Here is a 21,129-nt window from a genome sequence, read left to right on the forward strand (position 1 = left end):
TGATCAGGCGGGTTTATAGACGTATTTCTGTTGGTATAACTGAATAAAGCTGGCGGCATAGATCAGCAAGTCGTAAGCGCCATTGGTTATACAGACGGTTTGAGGTTAAGCACCAGGTTCAGGTTATTCAGAAAAGCCGACAGGTCAGCTACGCGACTGGCCGCTTCGGTATGGCCGGTTTTGGTCAGTGAGTAGTATTTGCGGGCGCGGCCCTCAACGACCTGGGTTTCGGTAGTCAGTAAGCCGTCGGCTTCGAGTTTGTGCAGAGCCGGATACAGGGCGCCTTCCGTTATCGTCATTTCGCCCGCCGTCAGCTCCTTTACTTTCTGGGTAATCTCGTAGCCGTACATGCGGTCGCGATCCTCCAGCAGCCGCAGAATCATGACCGATAAGCTACCTTTAAGCAGTTGAGCGTTGTTGCTGTTGTTCATACGACAAACATACAAACGAAAATTATATACCTACAAGTCTTAGGTATAAAAATGGTAAGTGGGGTGCTACCTTTGCGGGAGCAATGAAGACCTACCTCCGCTTACTCTCGTTTGCCAGTCCGCTGGGCCGCTTTCTGACGCCGTTTGTAGCAACGTCGCTCCTGGCCAGTGTATTTGGCGTTTTGAACTTCACCTTACTGATTCCACTGCTCAGCATTCTTTTCGATAAGGTAGACCCGGCCAAGATGCAGGCCTTCCTCAGCCAGCCTGCCCCAGACCTGACCTCCGGGCCCGTCGATTTTTTCCGGTATTATTTTGCGCAGGTGTTCCGCGATTATGGGAAAGTCGGCGCGCTCCAGTTCGTATGCGCGGTTATTGTGGTCTCGGTTCTGTTCAGCAATCTGTTCAAATACCTGTCGGTGCGGCAGCTGGAATCGTTCAAAGCCCGCATGGTAGCCCGTCTGCGCGAAGCGGTCTTCAGCCGGACGCTCGGGCTGCATCTGGGATTCTTCTCGAACGAGCGGAAAGGAAATCTCATTTCGCGGACCACAACCGATGTGCAGGAGGTCGAAAACTCCATTGCCAATACCTTGTCGGCGGCTTCGAAAGAGGTGTTTCTGCTGATTGGCTACATCGTGGCGCTCCTCAGCATATCGGTTAAGCTGACGCTGTTTGCCATTATTGTCATTCCGGTATCGGGCGGCTTCATCGCTACGCTGGTTCGGCGTATGAAACGCGATGCGCAGGCCGGGCAGCAACGGCTGAGCGGGCTGGTGAGCCTGCTCGATGAAACGTTTGGCGGGATGCGCGTCGTGAAAGGGTTTGTGGCCGAAGGGTTTATCCTGGAAAAGTTCAGAGCCGAAAACGAAGGCTACCGACAGGCCGTTCGCTCGCTGGCCAACCGGCGCGAGCTGGCTTCTCCGTTTTCGGAAGTGATGGGCGTGGCGGTAGTTGCCGGGATTCTGCTCTACGGCGGTTCGCTGGTGCTGAGCGGCCAGTCTGACCTGACCGCGGCCGAGTTTATTTCCTACATCGCTATTTTCTCACAGGTGACGCGCCCGGCCAAGGACATCAGCAATGCGTTCAGCGGCTCGCAACGCGGACTGGCCTCGGGCGAACGGGTGCTGGAGCTGATCGATACGGAGCCCGCCGTTCAGGACAAACCCGGCGCCGTAACGCTCAGCGACTTCAGCGACCGGATTTCGGTACAGCAGGTATCCTTTGCCTATAACGCCGATACACAAGTATTGCGCGAGGTCAGCTTCGACCTGCCCAAAGGAAAAACCATTGCCCTGGTCGGGTCGTCGGGCGGGGGTAAATCGACCATTGCCGACCTGATTCCGCGTTTCTACGACCCCACCGCCGGCCGCATCCTGATCGACGGTGTGGATCTCCGCGACTGTACGCTGGCTTCGTTACGCGGCCAGATGGGCATCGTAACCCAGGAGAGTATTCTGTTCAACGACACGATCTTCAACAACATCGCCTTCGGCACGCCCACTACCGAAGCTGCGGTCATGGAAGCGGCCCGGATTGCCAACGCCCACGATTTCATTCTGGCGCAGCCCGACGGCTACCAGACCGTTATCGGCGACCGGGGCGGCAAACTATCGGGCGGACAGCGGCAGCGGATCAGCATTGCCCGCGCTATTCTGAAAAACCCGCCCATTCTGATTCTGGACGAAGCGACGTCGGCCCTCGATACCGAGTCGGAGAAACTGGTGCAGGAAGCCCTGACGCGCCTGATGGCCAACCGGACTACCCTCGTCATTGCACACCGGCTCAGCACCATTCAGCATGCCGACGAGATTCTGGTCGTTAACCAGGGGCGTATCGTTGAACGCGGGCGCCATACCGAGCTGCTGAGCCTCGACGAAGGATTTTACCGGAAACTCAGCACCATGCAGAGCGTTTAGCCGCGGGCGGGCTTTTGATCGAAAACCGTATCCTAGAGAATACCGAGTTCGGCCAGAATGCGCTCCGTAACCCGCCGGCGACCCGCCAGAAAGGTATCGGGCACCGGCTGGGGGCTTTCGATATTGGTAGCGAAGAAATAAACGTCGTCGCCCTTCTCGACGTAGCCAACGAACCAGCCAATGTCGGGTCCGTCCATCTCGATACCGTCCATGGTCGAAGCCCAGCCCGTTTTGCCATACAGCCGGTGGGTGGGTTGATCGTCCAGCAGCATCACCTTTTTCAGCGTTGCCAGATGGGGTTTCGAGAAGGGCACCTGCCCCGTATAGATACGGCGGAGAAAATCGACCTCTTCTTTGGGGCTAATCCGCGATTTTCCGCGTAGCCAGAACGTGTCGAGGCTGCCAGCCTGAATGTCCATACGGCCGTAGTCGGCTTTTTTCACGAACGACCGCATACGCTGCACCCCGATCTGGCGGGCCAGCGCCTGATAACACGGTACGCAGGATACCTGAAAAGCCTCACGGAGGGTCATGTCCTTATTCAGCACCTCCCGTTCACGCCGGACCCCATCCCACTTCATGATCGTCGCGTCATCGGTAAGCAGCCCGGTTTCGAGTCCGATCAGGGTGTTGATGATCTTGTAGGTCGACGCAGGCAGGAACCCCTGCCGACTGCGCGCGTACCGATAAGCCGTGTATCTGTCTTTTTTCAGATCGTACAGCAGAAACGAGCCGTTCAGCTTTTCGGCCTCGAAAAAACGGCCCAGGTCGGGCCGGTCGATAACGGGTGCGGGAGGCCGGTAGGCACAGGAAACGGCCAGGGCCATCAACAGAAAGCGGGTAAGCATGGGCAGGTGGGTGAACGAGCAGACGATCAACCGTAAATAAAGCAAATTAGTCGTCACCACGACCTACCCTACCGTCGTTTCTCGGGCTATTTCGGAACACGCCCCGGTCGCAGACGACCTCCCGATAGCCTTCGAATTTGGGCTACGTATATAGGTTACAGACCGTACGTAAAATGACCCGCCAGTGAGCATTCGGTCCGGCGACTACCGCTTACTCAATAAAATAAGTAAGTCTACATATTTTATAGATCATAAAAAACTGTTTGTCGCCGATCCAGTACTACTGTTGCTTTTCCGATGGGCGGAAAGCTTACTCAACATAACTGGTTCCACTAATGGAAAAATTGTCACAGACACCGGCCGAGAGGCCATTATCGGTGTTGCCAATTCTCCCTGTATTCTCAGGACGGCGGATGTTTATGCGGTACGTGGGTGTTGCCACGGCAACAGGTGTTGTCATGAGCGCCTGCACCAACACCATTGTTGACCCGCTGGCCGGGCCGGGCGGTGGGTCAACGGCAGGCGCCCGGGCGGGTGACCTGATCGAGCTGGGCTCGGGCGATATCGGCATCCTGAACTATGCCTACGCGCTGGAACAGGCCGAACTGCGTTTTCTGGAGCTGGTCAACGACCGACCCTACGCGGGCATAAGCCAGAAAGAGCGGCAGGTTTTCCTCGACCTGCGCAATCAGGAAATCACCCACCGCGAGTTTTTCAAGCAGGTACTGGGCAGCTACGCCATCCCTACCCTGACGCTCGATTACAGCAGTGTTGATTTCAACAGTCGCCGGAGTGTGCTGGAGACCGCTAAAAGTTTTGCCGACCTGGCAACGGCGGCCTATAACGGGGCGGGGCAGCTGCTGACAAGTGCAACCAACCTGACCATTAGCGGCAACATTGTATCGGTAGAAGCCCGGCACGCATCCATTATCCGGGAGCTGATCAGTCCGGGCAGCGCCGACTTTGCGGGCGACGACGTTATCGATCCGGTTTCGGGTCTGGAGCGGGCCCTGCTTCCCGAGCAGGTTGTACCGCAGGCATCGCGGTTTATCAAAGAAGTACTCAACACCAGCACCCTGCCCAAACCAATGGCATAAGCCGACCTGACTGTCATGAATTTACAGAATATTATCTCCGAAATAGAAAAAGTTGACGGCGAGGTAGTTGACCGTCTGGCGCACGTATCGCGTCGCAGCATGTTTAACATGATCGGCCGGAAAGCCGCTGCCGTGGCGGCCCCAACGGTGCTAGCTTCTGCCCTGAACAAAGCCTACGGGCAGGCCGCCGGGCTCAACCCCGACATCATCGACGTACTCAACTTTGCCCTCACGCTCGAATACCTGGAGGCTGAGTTCTACAACGTTGGTCTGGACATGCCCGGTCTGATCACAGACAGTGCCGCCCGCATTGCCTTTACGCAGATCCGGAAGCACGAGAACGCACACGTGGCCGTCCTGAAATCGGTACTCGGCAGCGCGGCCATCGCCAAACCCGCTTTTGACTTTACGGCCAAAGGTATGTTCCCGGATATCTTCAAAAACTACCAGACTTACCTGACCGTATCGCAGGCGTTTGAAGATACCGGCGTTCGGGCTTATAAAGGCCAGGCCCCCCGGCTCATGAGCAACGACGCGATCCTGACGGCGGCCCTGCAGATTCACTCGGTCGAAGCGCGGCACGCGGCCAAGGTTCGGGATCTGCGCGGTCAGAAAGGATGGATTACGGGCAACCAGAGCCCAGGTATCCCGCCCCAGGTTTACGCCGGCGACGAAGCCGTTAAACACCTCGAAATATCGGCGCTGCTACCCGGTGTTCCCTACGAGAACGCGACCGAAGCCTGGGACGAAATCCTGACAAAAGAAGAAATCCTGGCCATTGTGAAGCCATTCTTGGCTTAAGCGAAACTTTGTAAAAAAGGCGTTTTACCCGATCGATCAGTCACCACTCGTGCTGCCCGGTTCGGGAAAACGCCTTTTTAGTAATAACGAGCCAGCTGCCTCAGGGCATGGCTTTGATTTGCTCCATCTCGGCTTTGGCTTTGGCGGTCATCTGTTCGGCATAGGTCCGCAGGGTGCTGTTGCGGCCATATTGCAGATAGGTCGTTGCCAGATCGATGGCATCCTGCCGCTGGTCGAGCAGCAGTACTTTGAAATTCTTATCGATATCGCTCGTCAGCTTGTCGCTCGATCCGGTCTGCTGCAGCTTCAGGTTCATCGCTTCGATATTGCGGCTCTGCTGCTGCGTAAATGTCTGGTTCGGGCGCGACGGCTTCAGCTGTTTCACCGTGGCGTCGATGGTGTTCATATCCGACTGGGCCGCCGTCAGCAGCGACTGGGCCATTGTTTTCAGCGCCGAATCTTTACCGTTCGCAATCTCCTGCTTCAGCAGGTCCTGCACGCCCTGGTTATGCACCTTGGCCTGGAAAGCATAGTCAAAATCAGGGTCGCCGGTGGCCTGTAGCTTTTTTAGTTTCGCCACCATCTGCTGCATGGGCTGAAGCAGGGTTGCTTTGGCGGGCTCAGGCTGGCTCGCAGCCCGGGCAGCGCCGGTAGACGAAACGGGTTTGGCCTGCGCGCAGGCAGCCAGTGAACCGAGCGATAGGGCGCCAACAAACAGAAGAGCGGCCTGATGGCGGATAGTTTTTTGTACGGTTTTCATAGGAAAAAGCGACATTGTCAATTTCTCAATACACTAATGAGACCATAAAAAAGCGCAAAGGTTTATCGGGAAACAAAATTGCTGTAACAAACTGTCCCGTTGGCGCTTACTGACTCGCCCTGCCGGCGGAAGCTACCTATATATAGAGGGGCGCTCCTGCCCGCGACGGCTCATCAGCCAATCGATCCCAGACAGGAGCGCCCCTCTCCCCCACGGCACCCGGGCGCGACGGATCGCCACCGCTGCCCTTGGCATTACTTACAACCGTACGATCTCAGCCCCGATGGCGTTGAGCCGGGTGTCGATGTGCTGATACCCGCGATCAATCTGCTCGATGTTGTCGATGATACTGGTTCCCTGAGCCGACAGAGCCGCAATGAGTAAAGCCACCCCGGCCCGGATATCGGGCGATGACATGCGGATGCCTTTCAGCGGCAACTGGCGGTTCAGCCCCACTACAGTAGCCCGGTGTGGATCGCAGAGAATAATCTGCGCGCCCATGTCGATCAGCTTGTCGACGAAGAACAGCCGGCTTTCAAACATTTTCTGGTGGATGAGCAGCGTCCCCTGCGCCTGTACGGCCGTTACGAGCACGATGCTGAGCAGATCGGGCGTAAAACCGGGCCAGGGGGCGTCGGCTACGGTCATCATGCCGCCATCCAGAAAACTTTCGATCTGATAGCGTTCCTGCGCCGGAATAAAGATATCGTCGCCCCGAAACTCCATCTGGATACCGAGCCGCCGGAACGTATCGGGAATAATACCCAGCTGCGGAATCTGACAGTTTTTGATGGTAATTTCAGACTGGGTCATGGCCGCCATCCCGATAAACGAGCCGATCTCGATCATGTCGGGCAGCATGGTATGCTCGGTACCATGCAGTTCCGATACGCCCTCAACGGTCAGCAGGTTTGAGCCAACGCCGGTGATTTTGGCGCCCATCGAGTTCAGCATCTTGCTGAGCTGCTGCAGATATGGCTCGCAGGCCGCGTTGTAGATCGTTGTGATGCCTTCGGCCATAACAGCCGCCATCAGCACATTGGCCGTGCCGGTTACCGAGGCTTCGTCCAGCAGCATATAGGTGCCGCGCAGGTTGCTGGCATCTACCCGGTAATAGCCGCCGTCGTTGGCATCGTAATTGAACTGAGCCCCCAGTTTTTCAAAGCCCAGGAAGTGGGTGTCGAGCCGCCGACGACCGATTTTATCCCCACCAGGACGAGGAATACGGCCTTTCTTGAACCGGGCCAGCATCGGGCCGAGCAGCATGACCGATCCCCGCAGCGCGGCCGCTTTGCGTTTGTATTGCTCGGTTTCCAGGTAATCCAGATTGACATCACTGGCCTGGAACCGGTACGACCCTTCGCCCAGGCTGGTTACCGATACGCCCAGATCGCCCAGCAGTTCGATCAGCTGGTTCACATCGCGGATGCCCGGAATATTATGGATAGTTACCGCTTCTTTGGTCAACAGCACAGCGCAAAGAATCTGCAGGGCTTCATTTTTGGCCCCCTGGGGAACGAGTTCGCCGTTGAGCCGACGCCCACCGGTAATTTGAAAAGATGCCATTATGTAATACTGGGTTATGAGTGGTGAGCGATGAATGAATCTGGTGGCCATGAACAAACACAGAGGAGCCGTATGGCTCCGCTCCTGGCGCATCACTCATCGTTCAGAAATTACCGCCTTCTGCGGTCATTGTTTCGATTGTTGTTTGGTCGCTGCCCGCCCTGGCCCGAGTTGCCATCGCGGTCGTTGCGGTTGCCGAAGTTACGCTGCCCGCCCTGGTTGTTGGGTCGGCTACCCTGATTTCGGTTGGGTCCGCCAAAGTTATTGGGCCGACCGGGGCCGTCGTTGCGGTTGCGGTTGTTCTGGTTGCGGTAGGCGTTGTTGTTTCCACCCCCGCCAATCCGCTGCGGCTGTACCTGATCGCCGGTTCGTTCGCGGGGGGTTGCTTCGACCAGACCCTCTTCCCGAATCAGCTGGATATCGGGCCCCAGCTTTCCGTTCGAGAGCTCCAGCAGACTTTGATAGATGGTTTCGTCTTCGACCGATTCTTTGTTCCAGGCCTGATAAAAAGTACGCATCAGCCGGGTCAGATACGATACGAAGGCCCGGCGTTCTTCGGGTTCTTCGAGCGCGATGGCCTTGGCAATGAGCAGGTCGATATTCCGGCCAAAGTGTTTGAACCGCAGGTGATGGGTATTGTACGGTACCGTTTGCGGCTTCTTCCCCAGGGCTTCTTCCGATGGCGGAGGATACGGGCTGTCGACGTCGAGGGTAAATCCGGACATGATGTACAGGTCGTCCCACAACTTATTGTAGTAATCCTGCCCATCTTTCATATTCGGATGGATTTGCCGCATCAACTCAACCAGGATATGAGCATAGCGCGTACGCTTCTCCCGGTCTTCTATGTTGACCATATTGTCAACTAACTTCTGGATACTACTACCGTATTCTTTCAAGGACGTAGCCGGATTCGTGATAAAGAAAGCAAAAGTACGAAAAACCGCCATCAGTGAACAGCGCTCTTCGGCTACGGTCCATAGGGCAAGACAGGAAACCGTACCTTTGCCAGCTACAACACCGATTCTGATCAACTGTTTACATCTGTCCAACTATATGCGCTCCGATTTGACCGATACGCTCCGGCTCAGTATACCGATTGTGATTGCCCAGCTGGGGGTGGTGCTGATGGGGGTTACCGATAATCTTTTTGTGGGGCGGCTGCTGGGGGCGGTACCGCTGGGCGCTGCCGGCCTGGCCAACTCGCTTTCGTTTCTGATGTCGAGTGTGGGCGTAGGCGGCCTGACGGTGGTAGCCGCGCTGGTATCGACGGCGCGAAGCCAGAACGACCCGGCCGCGGTAAACCGGCTGTTTCGGGCGGGCCTGCGGGTAGCGGTTCTGCTGAGCTTACTCCTGGGCGGCCTCTCGGCGCTGCTGGCCTACTTCTTCGACCTGTTCGGGCAAACGGCTGAAGTAACCGCGCTGGCCCAGACGTTCATGCTGATTCTGAGCGCATCGCTGCTTCCGCTACTGATTTTTGTGGCCGCCCGGCAACTGTGCGATGGACTTCGGTACCCGCGCGTAGCTATGGCCATCACGCTGCTGGCGCTGCTTCTAAACGCCGGGTTCAACTACCTGCTCATTACGGGCGCGGGGCCCTTTCCGGCCATGGGCCTGATGGGGTCAGCCACGGCTACCCTGCTGTCGAGGGTATTTATGGCGGTGGCGATGCTGCTTTATATCTACCGGTCGGGTAAGTTCCGGCCGTTCCTGGAGTCGGCCTATGCGGTACTGCCTACAACCAAAGAGGTATGGACTGTACTGCGGCTGGGCATTCCGGGGGGACTTACGTTCTTTTTCGAGGTAGCTACCTTCTCGCTGGCCGTGGTGATTGTCGGCTGGCTCGGCGAAGACCGGCTGGCCGCCCACCAGATTGCGATCAACATGGCCTCGGTGACCTACATGATGGCCACTGGCATCTCATCGGCGGCTGCCATCCGGGTTGGGGCTGCCGTGGGGCAACGCAGCAGCGCCGGGGTTCGGCGGGCGGGCGTAGCTGCGTTTCTGCTATCGATCGGCTTCATGAGTCTGGCCGCCCTGATTTTCCTGACGGCCAACGAATGGCTGGTGTCGTTATACATCCGCGACAATCCGGCGGTGTCGACCATAGCGGCTACGCTGGTCATCATGGCGGGCTTCTTTCAGCTGTCAGACGGTATTCAGGTTGTGGCCCTGGGCAGCCTGCGGGGTCTGTCAGACGTAAACGTACCGACGCTGATTACACTGTTTGCCTACTGGGTGGTAGCGCTGCCCATGAGTTACGTGCTGGCCTTTCCGTTCGGCCTCGATGCGGTCGGTGTCTGGATCGGTCTGCTGGCCGGGCTGACCCTGGCGGCCATTCTGCTCACCTGGCGGTTCTTCCAGCGGGTACGTCGCCTACCGATGCTGACCGAATCGACACCCCGCTAGCGTTACCGCATCGTTTCCAGCAATTCGTCGCGCGTAGGACGGCCGGCGGTGAGGTCGTAGGCAATTCCGTTCCGGTCGAGGTGATCGATGAAGTCGCGATACCGGTCTTTCTCGACTGAGAATACATACCAGTTGGCGTACGGCTCGTTGAAGAGTTCGACCTCGGTAAGCGAAGCCTGTCGTTGCAGGCCCTGGTATTGGGCAGTGTCGAGACTATCCTGTCTGATCAGAAAGTACCACATAAGAAGCTGGATGGCTGGCGTAGAGTAGTAACAAAAACCCCGCGCAACGGTTCGCTGCGCGGGGTTGGTAGCCAGTGTTGGCCCTGATTATTTATTAACGGCCAGGATGTAATCGGCCAGTACCAGACCGGCTTCGTTCAGAAACAGGTCTTTCTTTTTCTTGGGCGCATTGGGCGATCCGGTTTCGTCGATCGGTGCCGTCACCTGCGATACTTTGCTGGCAGCGGCCCGCTTCCGCTCGGCTTCTTCCCGCTCTTTCCGGCGTTTGCTCTCGAGGAGCGATACAACCGTGTTCTCCTTGGCTTTCCGGAAGTCGGCCAGATCCTGCGCCAGTTGTTTCAGCTCGGGGTCCGACTTCAGCCGCTGATCGAACCGGGTCCGCAGCCGGGTCAGAATCTTGTCATCGATCCCGCGCGACTGTTCGTAGCGGGTTGCGTTGATCTGATCCCAGGGCAGGGCGCTTGGCTGTGAGCTTTCGCCGTACTCTTCGGCCGAGAATGCCGAGGGGAGTTCAACGTCCGGCGTAACGCCCCGGTGCTGGGTGCTGCTGCCGTTGATACGGTAGAACTTCTGGATCGTCATTTTCACCTGACCCACCTTCTCGGGCTCTTTGGGCAGCCACTGGTTCAGATCGATCAGCGTTTGTACCGTACCCTTACCAAACGTCTGGCCACCGACAATGATGCCCCGCTTATAATCCTGAATAGCCGCGGCAAAAATTTCCGATGCCGACGCGCTGAACCGGTTTACCAGCACCGCCATCGGACCGTCGTAGAATACCGACCCGCCGTCTTTATCCGAATACACTTCGGTTTCGCCGGTCGATTCCTTAACCTGAACGACAGGGCCTTTCGGAATAAAGAGACCCGTCAGGTCGATGGCTTCGGTCAGCGACCCACCGCCATTATCGCGCAGGTCGATGACGATACCGTCTACTTTCTCGCCTTTCAGCTCTTCAACGAACTTCTTCACGTCGCTGGTCGTGCTGCTGAACCCTTCTTCACGCCGACGGGCACCTTCAAAGTCGCGGTAGAACATCGGAATGTTGATCACACCGATCTTGAACGTACGGCCGTTGTCCGATACTTCGATGGTTTCTTTCTTGGCACGCTGCTCTTCCAGTTTGATTTTCTCACGAACCAGACGGATTTCTTTCGGCGGTGCACCGGCAATCGCATCGGGCGATACGACATGCAGCCGGACTACGGTTCCTTTGGGTCCTTTGATCAGTTTGACCACTTCGTCGACCTGCCAGTTCATGGTGTTGACCATCGGGCCATTATCGCCCTGGGCCACCCCCGCAATCTTGTCGTTGGTTTTCAGCAGGTTGCTCTTAAATGCTGGTCCGCCTGGCAGTACGCTCGTGATTTTGATGTAATCGCCATCTTCCTGCAACATAGCCCCGATTCCTTCCAGCGACTGGCTCATTTCCTGATTGAACCGGTCAGCATTGCTGGGCGAGAGGTAGTTGGTATGCGGGTCGAGTGCTTCGGCAAACGAGTTCATGTACAGCTGAAACACTTCGGCGCTCTTGATCCGGTTGATGGCCCGGTCGAGGTTGTTGTAACGCTGCGTCATGGTAGCCGTTACCGCACTGTCGCTCCGGTTGCCCAGTTTCAGCTCCAGGGCCTGGTTCTTCAGAATCTTACGCCACAGATCATTTTGCTCGTCGACCGATTTTGGCCAGGCCGCTTTTTCGCGGTCGGTGTTGAAGCTTTCGTCGGCGGTAAACGTGAACGGCTTCTTCAGTTGTTCTTTAATGAACGTACTGCGCTCCTGGTAGCGCTTCCGGAATACATTGTACAGATCGTAGGCAGCCGTCAGGTCGCCATTGACGAGGGCGTCGTCGATCTGATACCGGTATTTCTCGAAAGCGGCCACGTCAGACGCCAGCAGGTACGTTTTATTATTATCGACCTCTTTCAGGTAGTTGTCCCATACAACTGACGACAGCGAATCGTTCAGCCGAACTTTCCGGTAGTGGTAGGTCGTCAGCAGTTTAGCCACCAGTGTCTCTACTTTCTCCTGCGACATCGACGGTTTTAGTTCGTCGATGGGGCCGGATGAGACGGTGCGCATGGATGCACTGCCCGGGGTAGACGCTCCCGAAGGCGAATCCGGCTGAAAGCTCAGCATCAGCACGGGTACAAGGGTTACCAGATATTTTTTCATCCGCTTTCGTTGATGAAAAGGTGAACAGCTCAGCGGACGAATTATCTGGTCGTCGGTACGCCCTGTGGTCGGTTCACCTTTTCGCTCATTTATTGTTTAACGATATCCAACAACTCGACGTCAAACACCAGCGTTGATCCGGGTTTGATGTCAGGACCGGCGGCCCGATCCCCATAGGCCAGCTCAGACGGGATGTATAGTTTCCACTTCGAGCCAACCGGCATTAGCTGCAACGCTTCTGTCCAGCCTTTGATTACTTCCGAAACGCCAAACTCGGCGGGCTGACCGCGCTCGACCGAACTGTCGAATACTTTACCGTCGAGCAGTTTACCGGTGTAGTGTACTTTAACCCGATCCGAGGCTGTTGGTTTGGCACCCGTGCCTTCTTTTTCGACTGAATATTGCAGTCCGCTGGCGGTCGTGGTCACACCAGCCTTCGCCTTGTTCTCAGCCAGAAACGCGTTTCCTATTTTCTTGTTCTCGGCCGACTCCTTCATGGCTTCGGCATTCTTGGCGGCAAACTGCTTCTGCTGGAAAGCATTCATCACAGCGCCAGCCTCGTCAATGGTCAACCGGGTTTTTTGTCCTTTTAGCGCGTCTTCCAGTCCCTGCGCCAGCAGCGCGTTATTCAGATCGGTCATGCCCTGCTGCTTTAGGCTCTGCGCCATGAACAGGCCTATGCTATAGCTGATTGAATCACGACTGGAGGTAATGGCACCGGCAGCAGCGGGCCGGGGCGGAGCGGCAGCCGGGCGGGCGGCCGGTTTGGGAGCAGGTTTTTTCGTTTGCGCGGAGGCCGAACCGGCCACAAAAACGGCCGATACCATACCGGCCAACATCCATTGGTTGAACTTCATGCGAACAAGTAACAGGGTGATTGTAACAAAAAGGTATTTATTGGTAAAACACGAACGGATAACGGAAAAGTTTGGCAATGATTGCTTTCCGGGAAATTTTAACCTCCTTTTCAGATTGATTCTGCGTCTGATAAAAGTAGCATTTTTCACGCCAGGCTGCAATCCCGGGCCCGTAAAAATACGCTGAATCGGGACGAACGGTTTTTCGCACGGCCCAGCGGCCTGGCCCAATCGACCGAACGTATCGGAAAAGTCTAATTTACAGGAAGCGAAAACGAGAATTAACACGTTTTTATGAAATTTTAGTCGTACCTTTGCGGCCGAAAAATCAATCGTTTTAACTCATCCCAATACATATGGAATCCGTAAGACCCGACGAGATATCGGCCATTCTGCGCCAGCAATTAGCCGGCACACAGTCAGAAGCTGAACTCGAAGAAGTCGGTACGGTGCTGCAAATCGGCGACGGCGTAGCGCGTATCTACGGCCTCTCGAAAGTGCAGGCCGGCGAATTGCTGTCGTTCGACAATGGGCTTCAGGCTATGGCGCTGAACCTCGAAGAAGATAACGTAGGAGCCGTATTGCTCGGCGACTACTCGGAAGTAAAAGAAGGCGATACCGTTAAGCGCACCGACCAGATTGCCTACGTAAACGTGGGCGATGGTATCCTGGGCCGGGTTGTTAACACCCTCGGTCAGCCTATCGACGGTCTCGGTCCTATTCAGGGCGAGCTGTATCCGATGCCGCTGGAGCGTAAAGCACCGGGCGTAATCTATCGCCAGCCGGTAAACGAACCGCTGCAGACAGGTATCAAAGCTATCGACGCCATGATCCCCATCGGTCGGGGCCAGCGCGAACTGATCATCGGCGACCGCCAGACGGGTAAAACCGCCGTGGCTGTTGACACGATCATCAACCAGAAAGAATTCTTTGACAAAGGCGAGCCGGTATTCTGTATCTACGTAGCCTGCGGTCAGAAAGCGTCGACCGTGAAGCAGGTAGAGCAGACGCTCCGCAAAGCGGGTGCTATGGACTATACGGTAGTCGTATCGGCCAGTGCCTCTGACCCTTCACCGATGCAGTTCTTTGCTCCGTTTACGGGGGCTGCCATCGGCGAGTACTTCCGCGATACGGGTCGTCCGGCCCTGGTTGTGTATGACGATCTGTCGAAACAGGCCGTTGCTTACCGCGAAGTATCGCTGCTGCTGCGTCGGCCACCAGGACGCGAAGCCTATCCCGGCGACGTATTCTACCTGCACAGCCGTCTGCTGGAGCGGGCCGCCAAAATCAACGCCAACGATGAGATTGCCCGCAACATGAACGACCTGCCCCCTGTCCTGAAGGATAAGGTTAAAGGCGGTGGTTCGCTGACGGCGCTGCCCATCATCGAAACGCAGGCCGGTGACGTATCGGCTTACATCCCGACCAACGTAATCTCGATCACCGACGGTCAAATCTTCCTGGAGTCGAACCTGTTCAACGCCGGTATCCGTCCGGCCATCAACGTAGGTATTTCGGTATCGCGGGTGGGTGGTAACGCGCAGATCAAGTCGATGAAGAAAGTGGCTGGTACGCTGAAACTCGACCAGGCGCAGTTCCGCGAGCTCGAAGCGTTTGCCAAATTCGGTTCTGACCTCGATGCCTCAACCAAACTGACCATCGAACGCGGTCGGCGGAACCAGGAGATCCTGAAGCAGCCGCAGTACTCGCCGGTGAAGGTAGAGCAGCAGGTTGCCATCATCTACGCATCGATTAACGGTATGATGGATAAGGTGCCGGTCAGCAAAGTAAAAACCTTTGAAGGCGAATTTGCCGCCGTGCTGGACGCTCAGTACCCCAACGTACTGGCCGACCTGCGGGCTGGCAAACTGACCGACGAAGCCACCGCTGCCATCAAGAAAGTAGCAGCCGATCTGTCGGCAAATTATTAATCTGGGTTTACGGTCTTCAGTTTTCGGTTTATGATTAACGGCCCGCTGGTCGGCCATCGTAAACCGAAAACTGTTCACTGAATACCGCTCACTGAACTATGGCATCTCTAAAAGAAGTACGCAACCGGATAGCGTCGGTCAACTCGACCCAGCAGATTACCAAAGCCATGAAAATGGTGGCGGCTGCCAAGCTACGTCGGGCGCAGGACAATATTACGCAGTTGCGGCCTTACGCCCAGAAGCTGAGCCAGATGCTGGGCACGGTATCGGCCGGGGCCGAAACGGCGTCAGATAGCCCGTACAAGCAGGCACGTCCTGTTGAGCGGGTGCTGTTGATTGTCGTTACCTCAGACCGCGGGCTGTGTGGCGCGTTTAACACCAACGCCGTAAAAGGCGCGTTGACGCTGCTCGATCAGAAGTATGCAGCCCAGGCTCGTTCGGGTAATGTAGAGATCATGGCGATCGGGAAGAAAGGCGCCGAAGCATTTCAGCGCCGGGGCTTCCGGGTCAACACGACGCACGTCAACACCTTTGGGTCGCTGAATTTCGGAACGGTGAAAATAGCCGCCGAAGAAGCCATGGACGGTTTTGCCGCCGGACGCTACGACGCCGTAGAGATTATCTACAACGAATTTAAAAACGCGGCCGTCCAGATCGTACGGGCCGAGCAGATGTTGCCCATCGTAGCAACGCCCCCGGCAGCCGGTGCGGCCGCTGCCATCAACTACACCTTTGAGCCATCGGAAGAGGAGATCGTTACCGAACTGATTCCCAAGACGCTCAAAACGCAGCTGTACAAAGCCGTTCTGGACTCCAACGCATCAGAGCACGGGGCGCGGATGACGGCCATGGACAAGGCGACCGACAACGCCGGTGAGTTGTTGAAAGAGCTGAAGCTGGTTTACAACCGAACCCGCCAGGCCGCTATCACGACCGAAATTCTCGAAATCGTGGGTGGTGCCGAAGCGCTGGCCAATGCCTAAGCCACTTCCATTCCGGTTCCATAAAAAAAAGACCCTGCTGGTAAACGGCAGGGTCTTTTTTTGGGTCCTGTATAAAGTAGACCGTTATTGAACATCGGCGGCAAACGAGACCTACTACCCGGCTTCTTTTCTGCAACGAAGTGGCCGGCCGGCACGTACCGTAATCGTGGATGTAACCGCGCCCGACGTCACCGGCTGTTCATTTATAACAGTAGCCGGCAGAACGCCTTGTTACCTGCTGATTATCAACATATTGACGGACAATCAGGAACAAATAAAGCACATCATTTTCGGAACCAATACCAGGGCCATTTAGTTATTTAGATGTCACATACGAACAACACAATCCAGTGCGTTTAGTAGTTGGTTTGACACCGCTTAACGATACAAAAACTCATGAAACTCAAAGGCATAATCAGCAGTCTGTTCGTCGTCGGTACGCTGGCGTCCTGCGCCCCGGCCATTACGGTCAAGTACGATTACGACCCCAAAGTGAACGTTCGTCAGTTCACGACCTACCGCATCGAAGCCGACCGGCAGCGCAATGCCGACCCGATTGTGGGGAGCAACCTGAACCAGCGCCGGATTGCCGACGCGCTCGACCAGTCGCTCAAAGCTCGCGGTTACAAACCCGTCACCCAGGGCGAAGCCGATCTGGTTGTCCGGTTCTTTACCGACGCCCGCGACCGGCAGCAAATTCAGTCGAACAACACCATGAGCCCCTGGGGCTGGGGTTGGGGCGGCTGGGGCATGCCAAACCAGGTTTACTCCCGGCAGTATGAAGAAAACCGGGTGGTGATCAACGTCATCGACGCCCGTACCAACGACATCGTATGGCAGGGATGGGCAACGGGTCAGCTTAACAACCGGAACAAAGAGCGCGACCGCGATCAGGCGTTCCGCGAGACGGTGACCAGCATCATGAAGAACTTCCCCGAGAGTGCCGGACAGGACTACGGAGCGGCTCGCTAACCAGGCATATACCCTCCATTGAAAAGTCTGCAACTTTAATAGGTTGCAGACTTTTTTTGTGGTGACCTTTCATGAATTTTTGGTCATAAGGGTGTTATGTCTGCCGTAAATCGAGGAGTTGTGTATTCGCTTTTGACAGTCGTGTTGGTGCTGCTGATGGGCATTGCGGGCCTGCTTGCGGTTGCTTACTACCGTCATCAGCGGCTGGCCGACGAAACGACCGATCTCAGACGTAACCTAACCCAGCAACAGGGGCAGATCAAAACCCTTCAGGAACGCCTGCAGGATTGCGATACCAATTCGTCAGAAGCCCCTGTCGACACCTCCTGGGGGTATGTACCCAAAGCAGATTCTCTGGATGTGCTTCGGCAGGTGTCATGGACCATGCAGTGAACGTTCTCTCAATATAGATGCAGTAAATATCCTCTCAATATATTCATCCATGCCAGCTTATATGACACCATCCACACACTAATCTGGCAAGTACGTTACGAAAAAGCCCCCTGACTCAGGAGGCTTTTTTTTGTATCCTAATGCAACGATTCTTCCGGCATTCGGTTACGGACCGGCCGGGCGCAACAGCCAGCCGGTTTGCCCGTTTGGTCGCCGTACGAGCTGAAACGAACCCGTTGTGGCCAGTACCTCCAGCGGGGTGCCGGCAGCCAGCGTATCGATCGTAGCCGCCGACGCATCCGCCGTATCGAGCAGCTTACCCGGCGTAGTCAGGCGCAGGCTCCGCAGCGGCCGTCTGACGGGTTCGGTAGCCTTGCTGGTTACATAACCCACCAGACCGTCGGGCAGCTCGACCCGTAGCCAGGCCTGCGTACCACCTACTATTACCGCCCCGGCCTCTCTGGTTATCTCACGCAGTACGGGCGAGTCCGCAGTGGGAGACAGACGCACTGCCGACCGGGCTACCGATACCCGAACTGAATCGCCCAGCCGGGCATCGTCGAGCAGGACCTGCCGGGCCGGACCCCGCCCCAGCCGGATAAACGGAAGCGGATCAGTGGCACCTTCGCTAAATCCGTAAATGCCAAAATGCAGGTGTGGGCCCGTAGTACGGGCGTTTCCCGTGTTCCCCACAAACCCGATTGTATCCCCTACCGACACGCGCTGCCCGTTGGTCACATGCCAGCGGTCGAGGTGGGCGTAGTAGAGCCGTATATTCCGTTCGTTGTCGGTCAGGAAAGCCACGTTTCCCCCCAGGCTATTGGTGCCAACGCCCGTCACCACACCATCGACGGCAGCCACGGCGGGAGTTCCGCGGGGGGCGAAGATGTCGACCCCTTCGTGTCGCCGGCGACCGGCATCGCGCGACGCCCCGAAGAAACTGCTGATCTGCCGGCTGTCGCGGCCCTGTACCGGAAAACTCAAGGCCGGCTCGCGGGTGATCGATACCGTATAACGCCCGGTCCGGAGCAGTTCAGGCTGTATCCGAATCAGGTAAGTCTGGGTTTTACGAGGCTCCCAGGCCAGTACGTTCGTATCGGCTTTGGAGCTGGCTACCAGACTGGTCCGATTGCGGGAATCGAGCGCGAATATGTCGATGAACACCTGCGTGTCGGAACGGCCCTGCGTTTCTACCCGCACCAGCATCCGATCGCCCCGCTGGACATCGATCCGGTACCCAACCGCAAATGCCCTGGAAGCCGAAAAGTAGCCGCTTTCCCGGTACGGCACCGTAATCCGAAGCGAGTCGGTCAGGGCCCGTTCGCCAGCCGTTATCCAGTCGGTACCGAGGGCGGTTTTATCGAGTTTAGCCGTTTTGAGCGACTGTCCATACTGATCATGAAGCGACGATGGCCGGAACAGACTGGCTGTAGGTCCTACGCCGGTACACGCCCCCAAACACCCCGCCAGCAGGGGGGCCAGCCAATAACGAGATACAAGTTTATTTATCATACTATGCCTATAGTAGCAAACGAATTTTACACCGCCCGTATTTTCCACGGGTCCGGCAATGCGCCGGTACCGGTAAATAGCTACCGGCTTCCTTACGGATTATAGGGTGAACAAAGAAAAATCAAGTATGTTGATAGGCATTATATGTAAACAGCATACGTTATGGAAAGCCAGGCTAAACTGGCGGGTCACGCGGCCCACCCTATCCTAATCGTTTTTCCGCTGGGCCTACTGGCAACGGCGGTTCTTTTCGACGTGGTTTATCTGCTAACCGACAATTCGGTGTTTGCACTGGTAGCGTACTGGATGGTGGTAGCGGGCCTGCTGGGCGGGGTGGCTGCGGCTCTGCCCGGCTGGATCGACTGGCTGGCTATTCCGGGCGGCACCCGCGCCAAGCGCATCGGTTTGCTGCATGGCGTAGGCAACGTGGTTGTCCTGCTACTGTTCGCCGTCAGCTGGCTGTTCCGGCGCGACGAAGCGGGCCACGTACCGTCGGTCGTAGCCATGAGCCTTTCCTTCGTTGCCTTTGCCCTGGCCGGGGTAACGGGCTGGATGGGCAGTGAGCTGGTGGAGCGGCTGGGTGTTGGTGTCGACGATGGCGCGCACCTCAACGCGCCCAATTCGCTATCGGGTCGGCCGGCTACGGATATAGATGGAAAAGGGGGGCGGGTTACCGACCCGCGAAGTCATCAGCGGTTTGCCTAGGCCTTTTGGCTTCGTTTGGTGAGGTAGTAAACCGGAATACCCAATCCCGCAATCAGCAGGCCCATGCCGGTATTGAACGTCTTCGTATACAGCAGAATTACACAGATAAGCAGCGTAGCGCCAATGTACAGAGCTGGCACGATCGGGTATCCGAATGCCCGGTAGGGTCGCTCGGCGCTGGGCTCGGTACGCCGGAGCCGAAACAGCCCGGCAATGGTGATCATGTAAAATATCAGCGACGCGAACGTACAATAGTCGAGCAGATCACCGTACTTACCCGACAAACACAGCAGCGACCCCCAGATACACTGGTACCAGAGCGCTTTACCAGGTACCGAGTTACGGTTCAGTTCGGCCCCCTGCTTTAGAAACAGGCCGTCCTTCGCCATGGCGTAATACAGGCGCGCTCCGGCCAGAATCAGCCCGTTGTTACAGCCGAAGGTCGAAATCATGATCAGCACGGCCATGATGGCCACAGCCACGTTACCAAACAGCGTCGAAACGGCCGCCGTAGCCACCCGGTCGGCTTCGGCAAACTGGATACCGCGCCCGACGATGTCCGTAGCCAGGGGAGAGCCTTTGAGGGGCAACAGCGATAGGTACGAGACGTTGGCCAGGAAGTAGATAACGGTTACGATCACCGTTCCGAAGAACAGGGCCAGCGGAATATTCCGGCGGGGGTTCTTGATCTCGCCCGCAATGAACGTTACGTTATTCCAGGCGTCGGCCGAGAAGAGCGATCCAATCATTGACGTACCGAAAGCCAGCAGCAGCGCCATGCCAGTCAGCGGCAGCACCTCGCCGGTAGCCGTGGCTGTACTGGCCTCCCAGGCATTTTCGAGGTTGGTACCCAGCAAACCCGTACTCAGGCCCAGCGTAATGCCCACTACGATTAACCCGACCAGGGCCAGTAGTTTGGCCGAGGTGAATACATTCTGAATCAGCTTACCGCTCTGCACCCCCCGGCTGTTGAGCCAGGTCAGCAGCACCAGGCTGGCAATGGCAAACAGCGACCCCGCCGAAATCTTGATCGGCCCGAGTACCAGCAACACGTTGTCGGGGCTAAGTGCCGGAATAAATACCGCAGTATATTTCGTGAACGCTACGGCTACAGCCGCTATGGTGCCGGTCTGAATGACGGTGAAGACCGTCCAGCCGTAAACAAACCCCGTCAGCGAGCCAAACGCCCGCTGGATGTAGATGTACTGACCACCCGCTTTGGGCATCATACCGGCCAGCTCACCGTAACTCAGCGCTGCCGCTACCGTCAACACCCCCGTCAGCACCCAAAGCATGAGCAGCCAGCCCGACGACCCCAGGTTGCGGGCCATGTCGGCGGTAACGATAAACACCCCCGAACCGATCATGGAGCCGGAAACGATAAGTGTTGAATCAAGCAGGCTCAGCGAGCGTTTAAAATCGGTCTTCTCTTCGGTCAGGAGTTGTTCGGCCATGCGTCAGGGGGTGATAAGTGTTACAAGAAGCATCGCAACCGCCGAAAAAGCAAGTTGTCTGAACAGGATGGGTCCTATCG

General features: G+C 56.6%; 19 protein-coding genes. 9 read left to right on the forward strand and 10 right to left on the reverse strand.

The window, feature by feature from the left end:
• Window positions 1–86 precede the first annotated feature (86 nt).
• On the reverse strand, window positions 87–431 hold the full coding sequence (locus B1C80_RS21545) for a PadR family transcriptional regulator (protein ID WP_077923283.1): 345 nt from the start codon (window positions 429–431) through the stop codon (window positions 87–89).
• Window positions 432–514: 83 nt separating this feature from the next.
• Between B1C80_RS21545 and B1C80_RS21550 the strand changes: the two genes are divergently transcribed.
• Entirely contained in the window at window positions 515–2,347 is a 1,833-nt protein-coding gene (locus B1C80_RS21550; protein ID WP_077923284.1) for an ABC transporter ATP-binding protein, read from the forward strand.
• Window positions 2,348–2,379: 32 nt separating this feature from the next.
• Here the strand turns inward: B1C80_RS21550 and blaOXA are convergent, their stop codons facing one another.
• Window positions 2,380–3,195, reverse strand: a complete 816-nt coding sequence (gene blaOXA / locus B1C80_RS21555; protein ID WP_139361708.1) for a class D beta-lactamase — start codon at window positions 3,193–3,195, stop codon at window positions 2,380–2,382.
• Between the two features lie 335 nt (window positions 3,196–3,530).
• On the opposite strand from blaOXA, the gene B1C80_RS21560 reads away from it, so the two are divergent.
• Together B1C80_RS21560 and B1C80_RS21565 are read left to right on the forward strand one after the other, a co-directional pair.
• The gene (locus tag B1C80_RS21560; RefSeq protein ID WP_077923286.1) at window positions 3,531–4,292 is read left to right on the forward strand and encodes a ferritin-like domain-containing protein; all 762 of its coding nucleotides are present in this window, start codon (window positions 3,531–3,533) and stop codon (window positions 4,290–4,292) included.
• 15 nt (window positions 4,293–4,307) lie between these two features.
• Window positions 4,308–5,093, forward strand: a complete 786-nt coding sequence (locus B1C80_RS21565; RefSeq protein ID WP_077923287.1) for a ferritin-like domain-containing protein — start codon at window positions 4,308–4,310, stop codon at window positions 5,091–5,093.
• 100 nt (window positions 5,094–5,193) lie between these two features.
• On the opposite strand, the gene B1C80_RS21570 is transcribed toward B1C80_RS21565, so the two are convergent.
• The 3 genes from B1C80_RS21570 to B1C80_RS21580 all read right to left on the reverse strand — a co-directional run bounded on the left by B1C80_RS21570 (window position 5,194) and on the right by B1C80_RS21580 (window position 8,318).
• Window positions 5,194–5,853, reverse strand: coding sequence for a DUF305 domain-containing protein (locus B1C80_RS21570; RefSeq protein WP_077923288.1), 660 nt, complete (start codon window positions 5,851–5,853; stop codon window positions 5,194–5,196).
• A 258-nt stretch (window positions 5,854–6,111) separates the two neighbouring features.
• Window positions 6,112–7,419 (reverse strand): UDP-N-acetylglucosamine 1-carboxyvinyltransferase, encoded by a 1,308-nt coding sequence (gene murA, locus B1C80_RS21575; RefSeq protein ID WP_077923289.1) that lies wholly within the window; start codon window positions 7,417–7,419, stop codon window positions 6,112–6,114.
• Between the two features lie 110 nt (window positions 7,420–7,529).
• Entirely contained in the window at window positions 7,530–8,318 is a 789-nt protein-coding gene (locus tag B1C80_RS21580) for a DUF4290 domain-containing protein (RefSeq protein WP_077923342.1), read from the reverse strand.
• A 157-nt stretch (window positions 8,319–8,475) separates the two neighbouring features.
• On the opposite strand from B1C80_RS21580, the gene B1C80_RS21585 reads away from it, so the two are divergent.
• Window positions 8,476–9,828 (forward strand): MATE family efflux transporter, encoded by a 1,353-nt coding sequence (locus B1C80_RS21585; RefSeq protein ID WP_077923290.1) that lies wholly within the window; start codon window positions 8,476–8,478, stop codon window positions 9,826–9,828.
• Window positions 9,829–9,830: 2 nt separating this feature from the next.
• Here the strand turns inward: B1C80_RS21585 and B1C80_RS21590 are convergent, their stop codons facing one another.
• The 3 genes from B1C80_RS21590 to B1C80_RS21600 form a co-directional block, all read right to left on the reverse strand.
• The gene (locus tag B1C80_RS21590) at window positions 9,831–10,070 is read right to left on the reverse strand and encodes a hypothetical protein (protein ID WP_077923291.1); all 240 of its coding nucleotides are present in this window, start codon (window positions 10,068–10,070) and stop codon (window positions 9,831–9,833) included.
• Between the two features lie 87 nt (window positions 10,071–10,157).
• Window positions 10,158–12,242, reverse strand: a complete 2,085-nt coding sequence (locus B1C80_RS21595) for a carboxy terminal-processing peptidase (protein ID WP_077923292.1) — start codon at window positions 12,240–12,242, stop codon at window positions 10,158–10,160.
• 89 nt (window positions 12,243–12,331) lie between these two features.
• Window positions 12,332–13,099, reverse strand: a complete 768-nt coding sequence (locus B1C80_RS21600; protein WP_255376584.1) for an FKBP-type peptidyl-prolyl cis-trans isomerase — start codon at window positions 13,097–13,099, stop codon at window positions 12,332–12,334.
• A gap of 356 nt (window positions 13,100–13,455) precedes the next feature.
• Here B1C80_RS21600 and atpA point away from each other — a divergent pair, with 356 nt between their 5' ends.
• The 4 genes from atpA (at window position 13,456) to B1C80_RS21620 (ending at window position 17,378) form a co-directional block, all read left to right on the forward strand.
• Window positions 13,456–15,030: a F0F1 ATP synthase subunit alpha gene (atpA, locus tag B1C80_RS21605; RefSeq protein WP_077923293.1), complete on the forward strand. Its 1,575-nt coding sequence runs from the start codon at window positions 13,456–13,458 to the stop codon at window positions 15,028–15,030.
• 98 nt (window positions 15,031–15,128) lie between these two features.
• Complete coding sequence (atpG, locus tag B1C80_RS21610; RefSeq protein WP_077923294.1) at window positions 15,129–16,013, forward strand: ATP synthase F1 subunit gamma; 885 nt, start codon at window positions 15,129–15,131, stop codon at window positions 16,011–16,013.
• Window positions 16,014–16,409: 396 nt separating this feature from the next.
• The gene (locus tag B1C80_RS21615) at window positions 16,410–16,985 is read left to right on the forward strand and encodes a DUF4136 domain-containing protein (RefSeq protein WP_077923295.1); all 576 of its coding nucleotides are present in this window, start codon (window positions 16,410–16,412) and stop codon (window positions 16,983–16,985) included.
• 120 nt (window positions 16,986–17,105) lie between these two features.
• Complete coding sequence (locus B1C80_RS21620; protein WP_236648879.1) at window positions 17,106–17,378, forward strand: hypothetical protein; 273 nt, start codon at window positions 17,106–17,108, stop codon at window positions 17,376–17,378.
• 165 nt (window positions 17,379–17,543) lie between these two features.
• Here B1C80_RS21620 and B1C80_RS21625 read toward each other — a convergent pair whose 3' ends face one another.
• The gene (locus B1C80_RS21625) at window positions 17,544–18,890 is read right to left on the reverse strand and encodes a peptidoglycan DD-metalloendopeptidase family protein (protein ID WP_077923297.1); all 1,347 of its coding nucleotides are present in this window, start codon (window positions 18,888–18,890) and stop codon (window positions 17,544–17,546) included.
• 162 nt (window positions 18,891–19,052) lie between these two features.
• Between B1C80_RS21625 and B1C80_RS21630 the strand changes: the two genes are divergently transcribed.
• Window positions 19,053–19,595 carry a DUF2231 domain-containing protein gene (locus tag B1C80_RS21630; protein WP_077923298.1) on the forward strand — a complete coding sequence of 181 codons (543 nt, stop codon included), beginning with the start codon at window positions 19,053–19,055 and terminating at the stop codon, window positions 19,593–19,595.
• On the opposite strand, the gene B1C80_RS21635 is transcribed toward B1C80_RS21630, so the two are convergent.
• A complete protein-coding gene (locus tag B1C80_RS21635; protein ID WP_077923299.1) occupies window positions 19,592–21,049 on the reverse strand; it encodes an APC family permease in 1,458 nt (485 codons plus the stop codon). The genes B1C80_RS21630 and B1C80_RS21635 overlap by 4 nt on opposite strands.
• Window positions 21,050–21,129 lie beyond the last annotated feature (80 nt).

Origin of the sequence: Spirosoma sp. 209 (assembly GCF_002006735.1) — a bacterium.
In the GTDB taxonomy this organism is placed as follows: Bacteria; Bacteroidota; Bacteroidia; order Cytophagales; family Spirosomataceae; genus Spirosoma; species Spirosoma sordidisoli.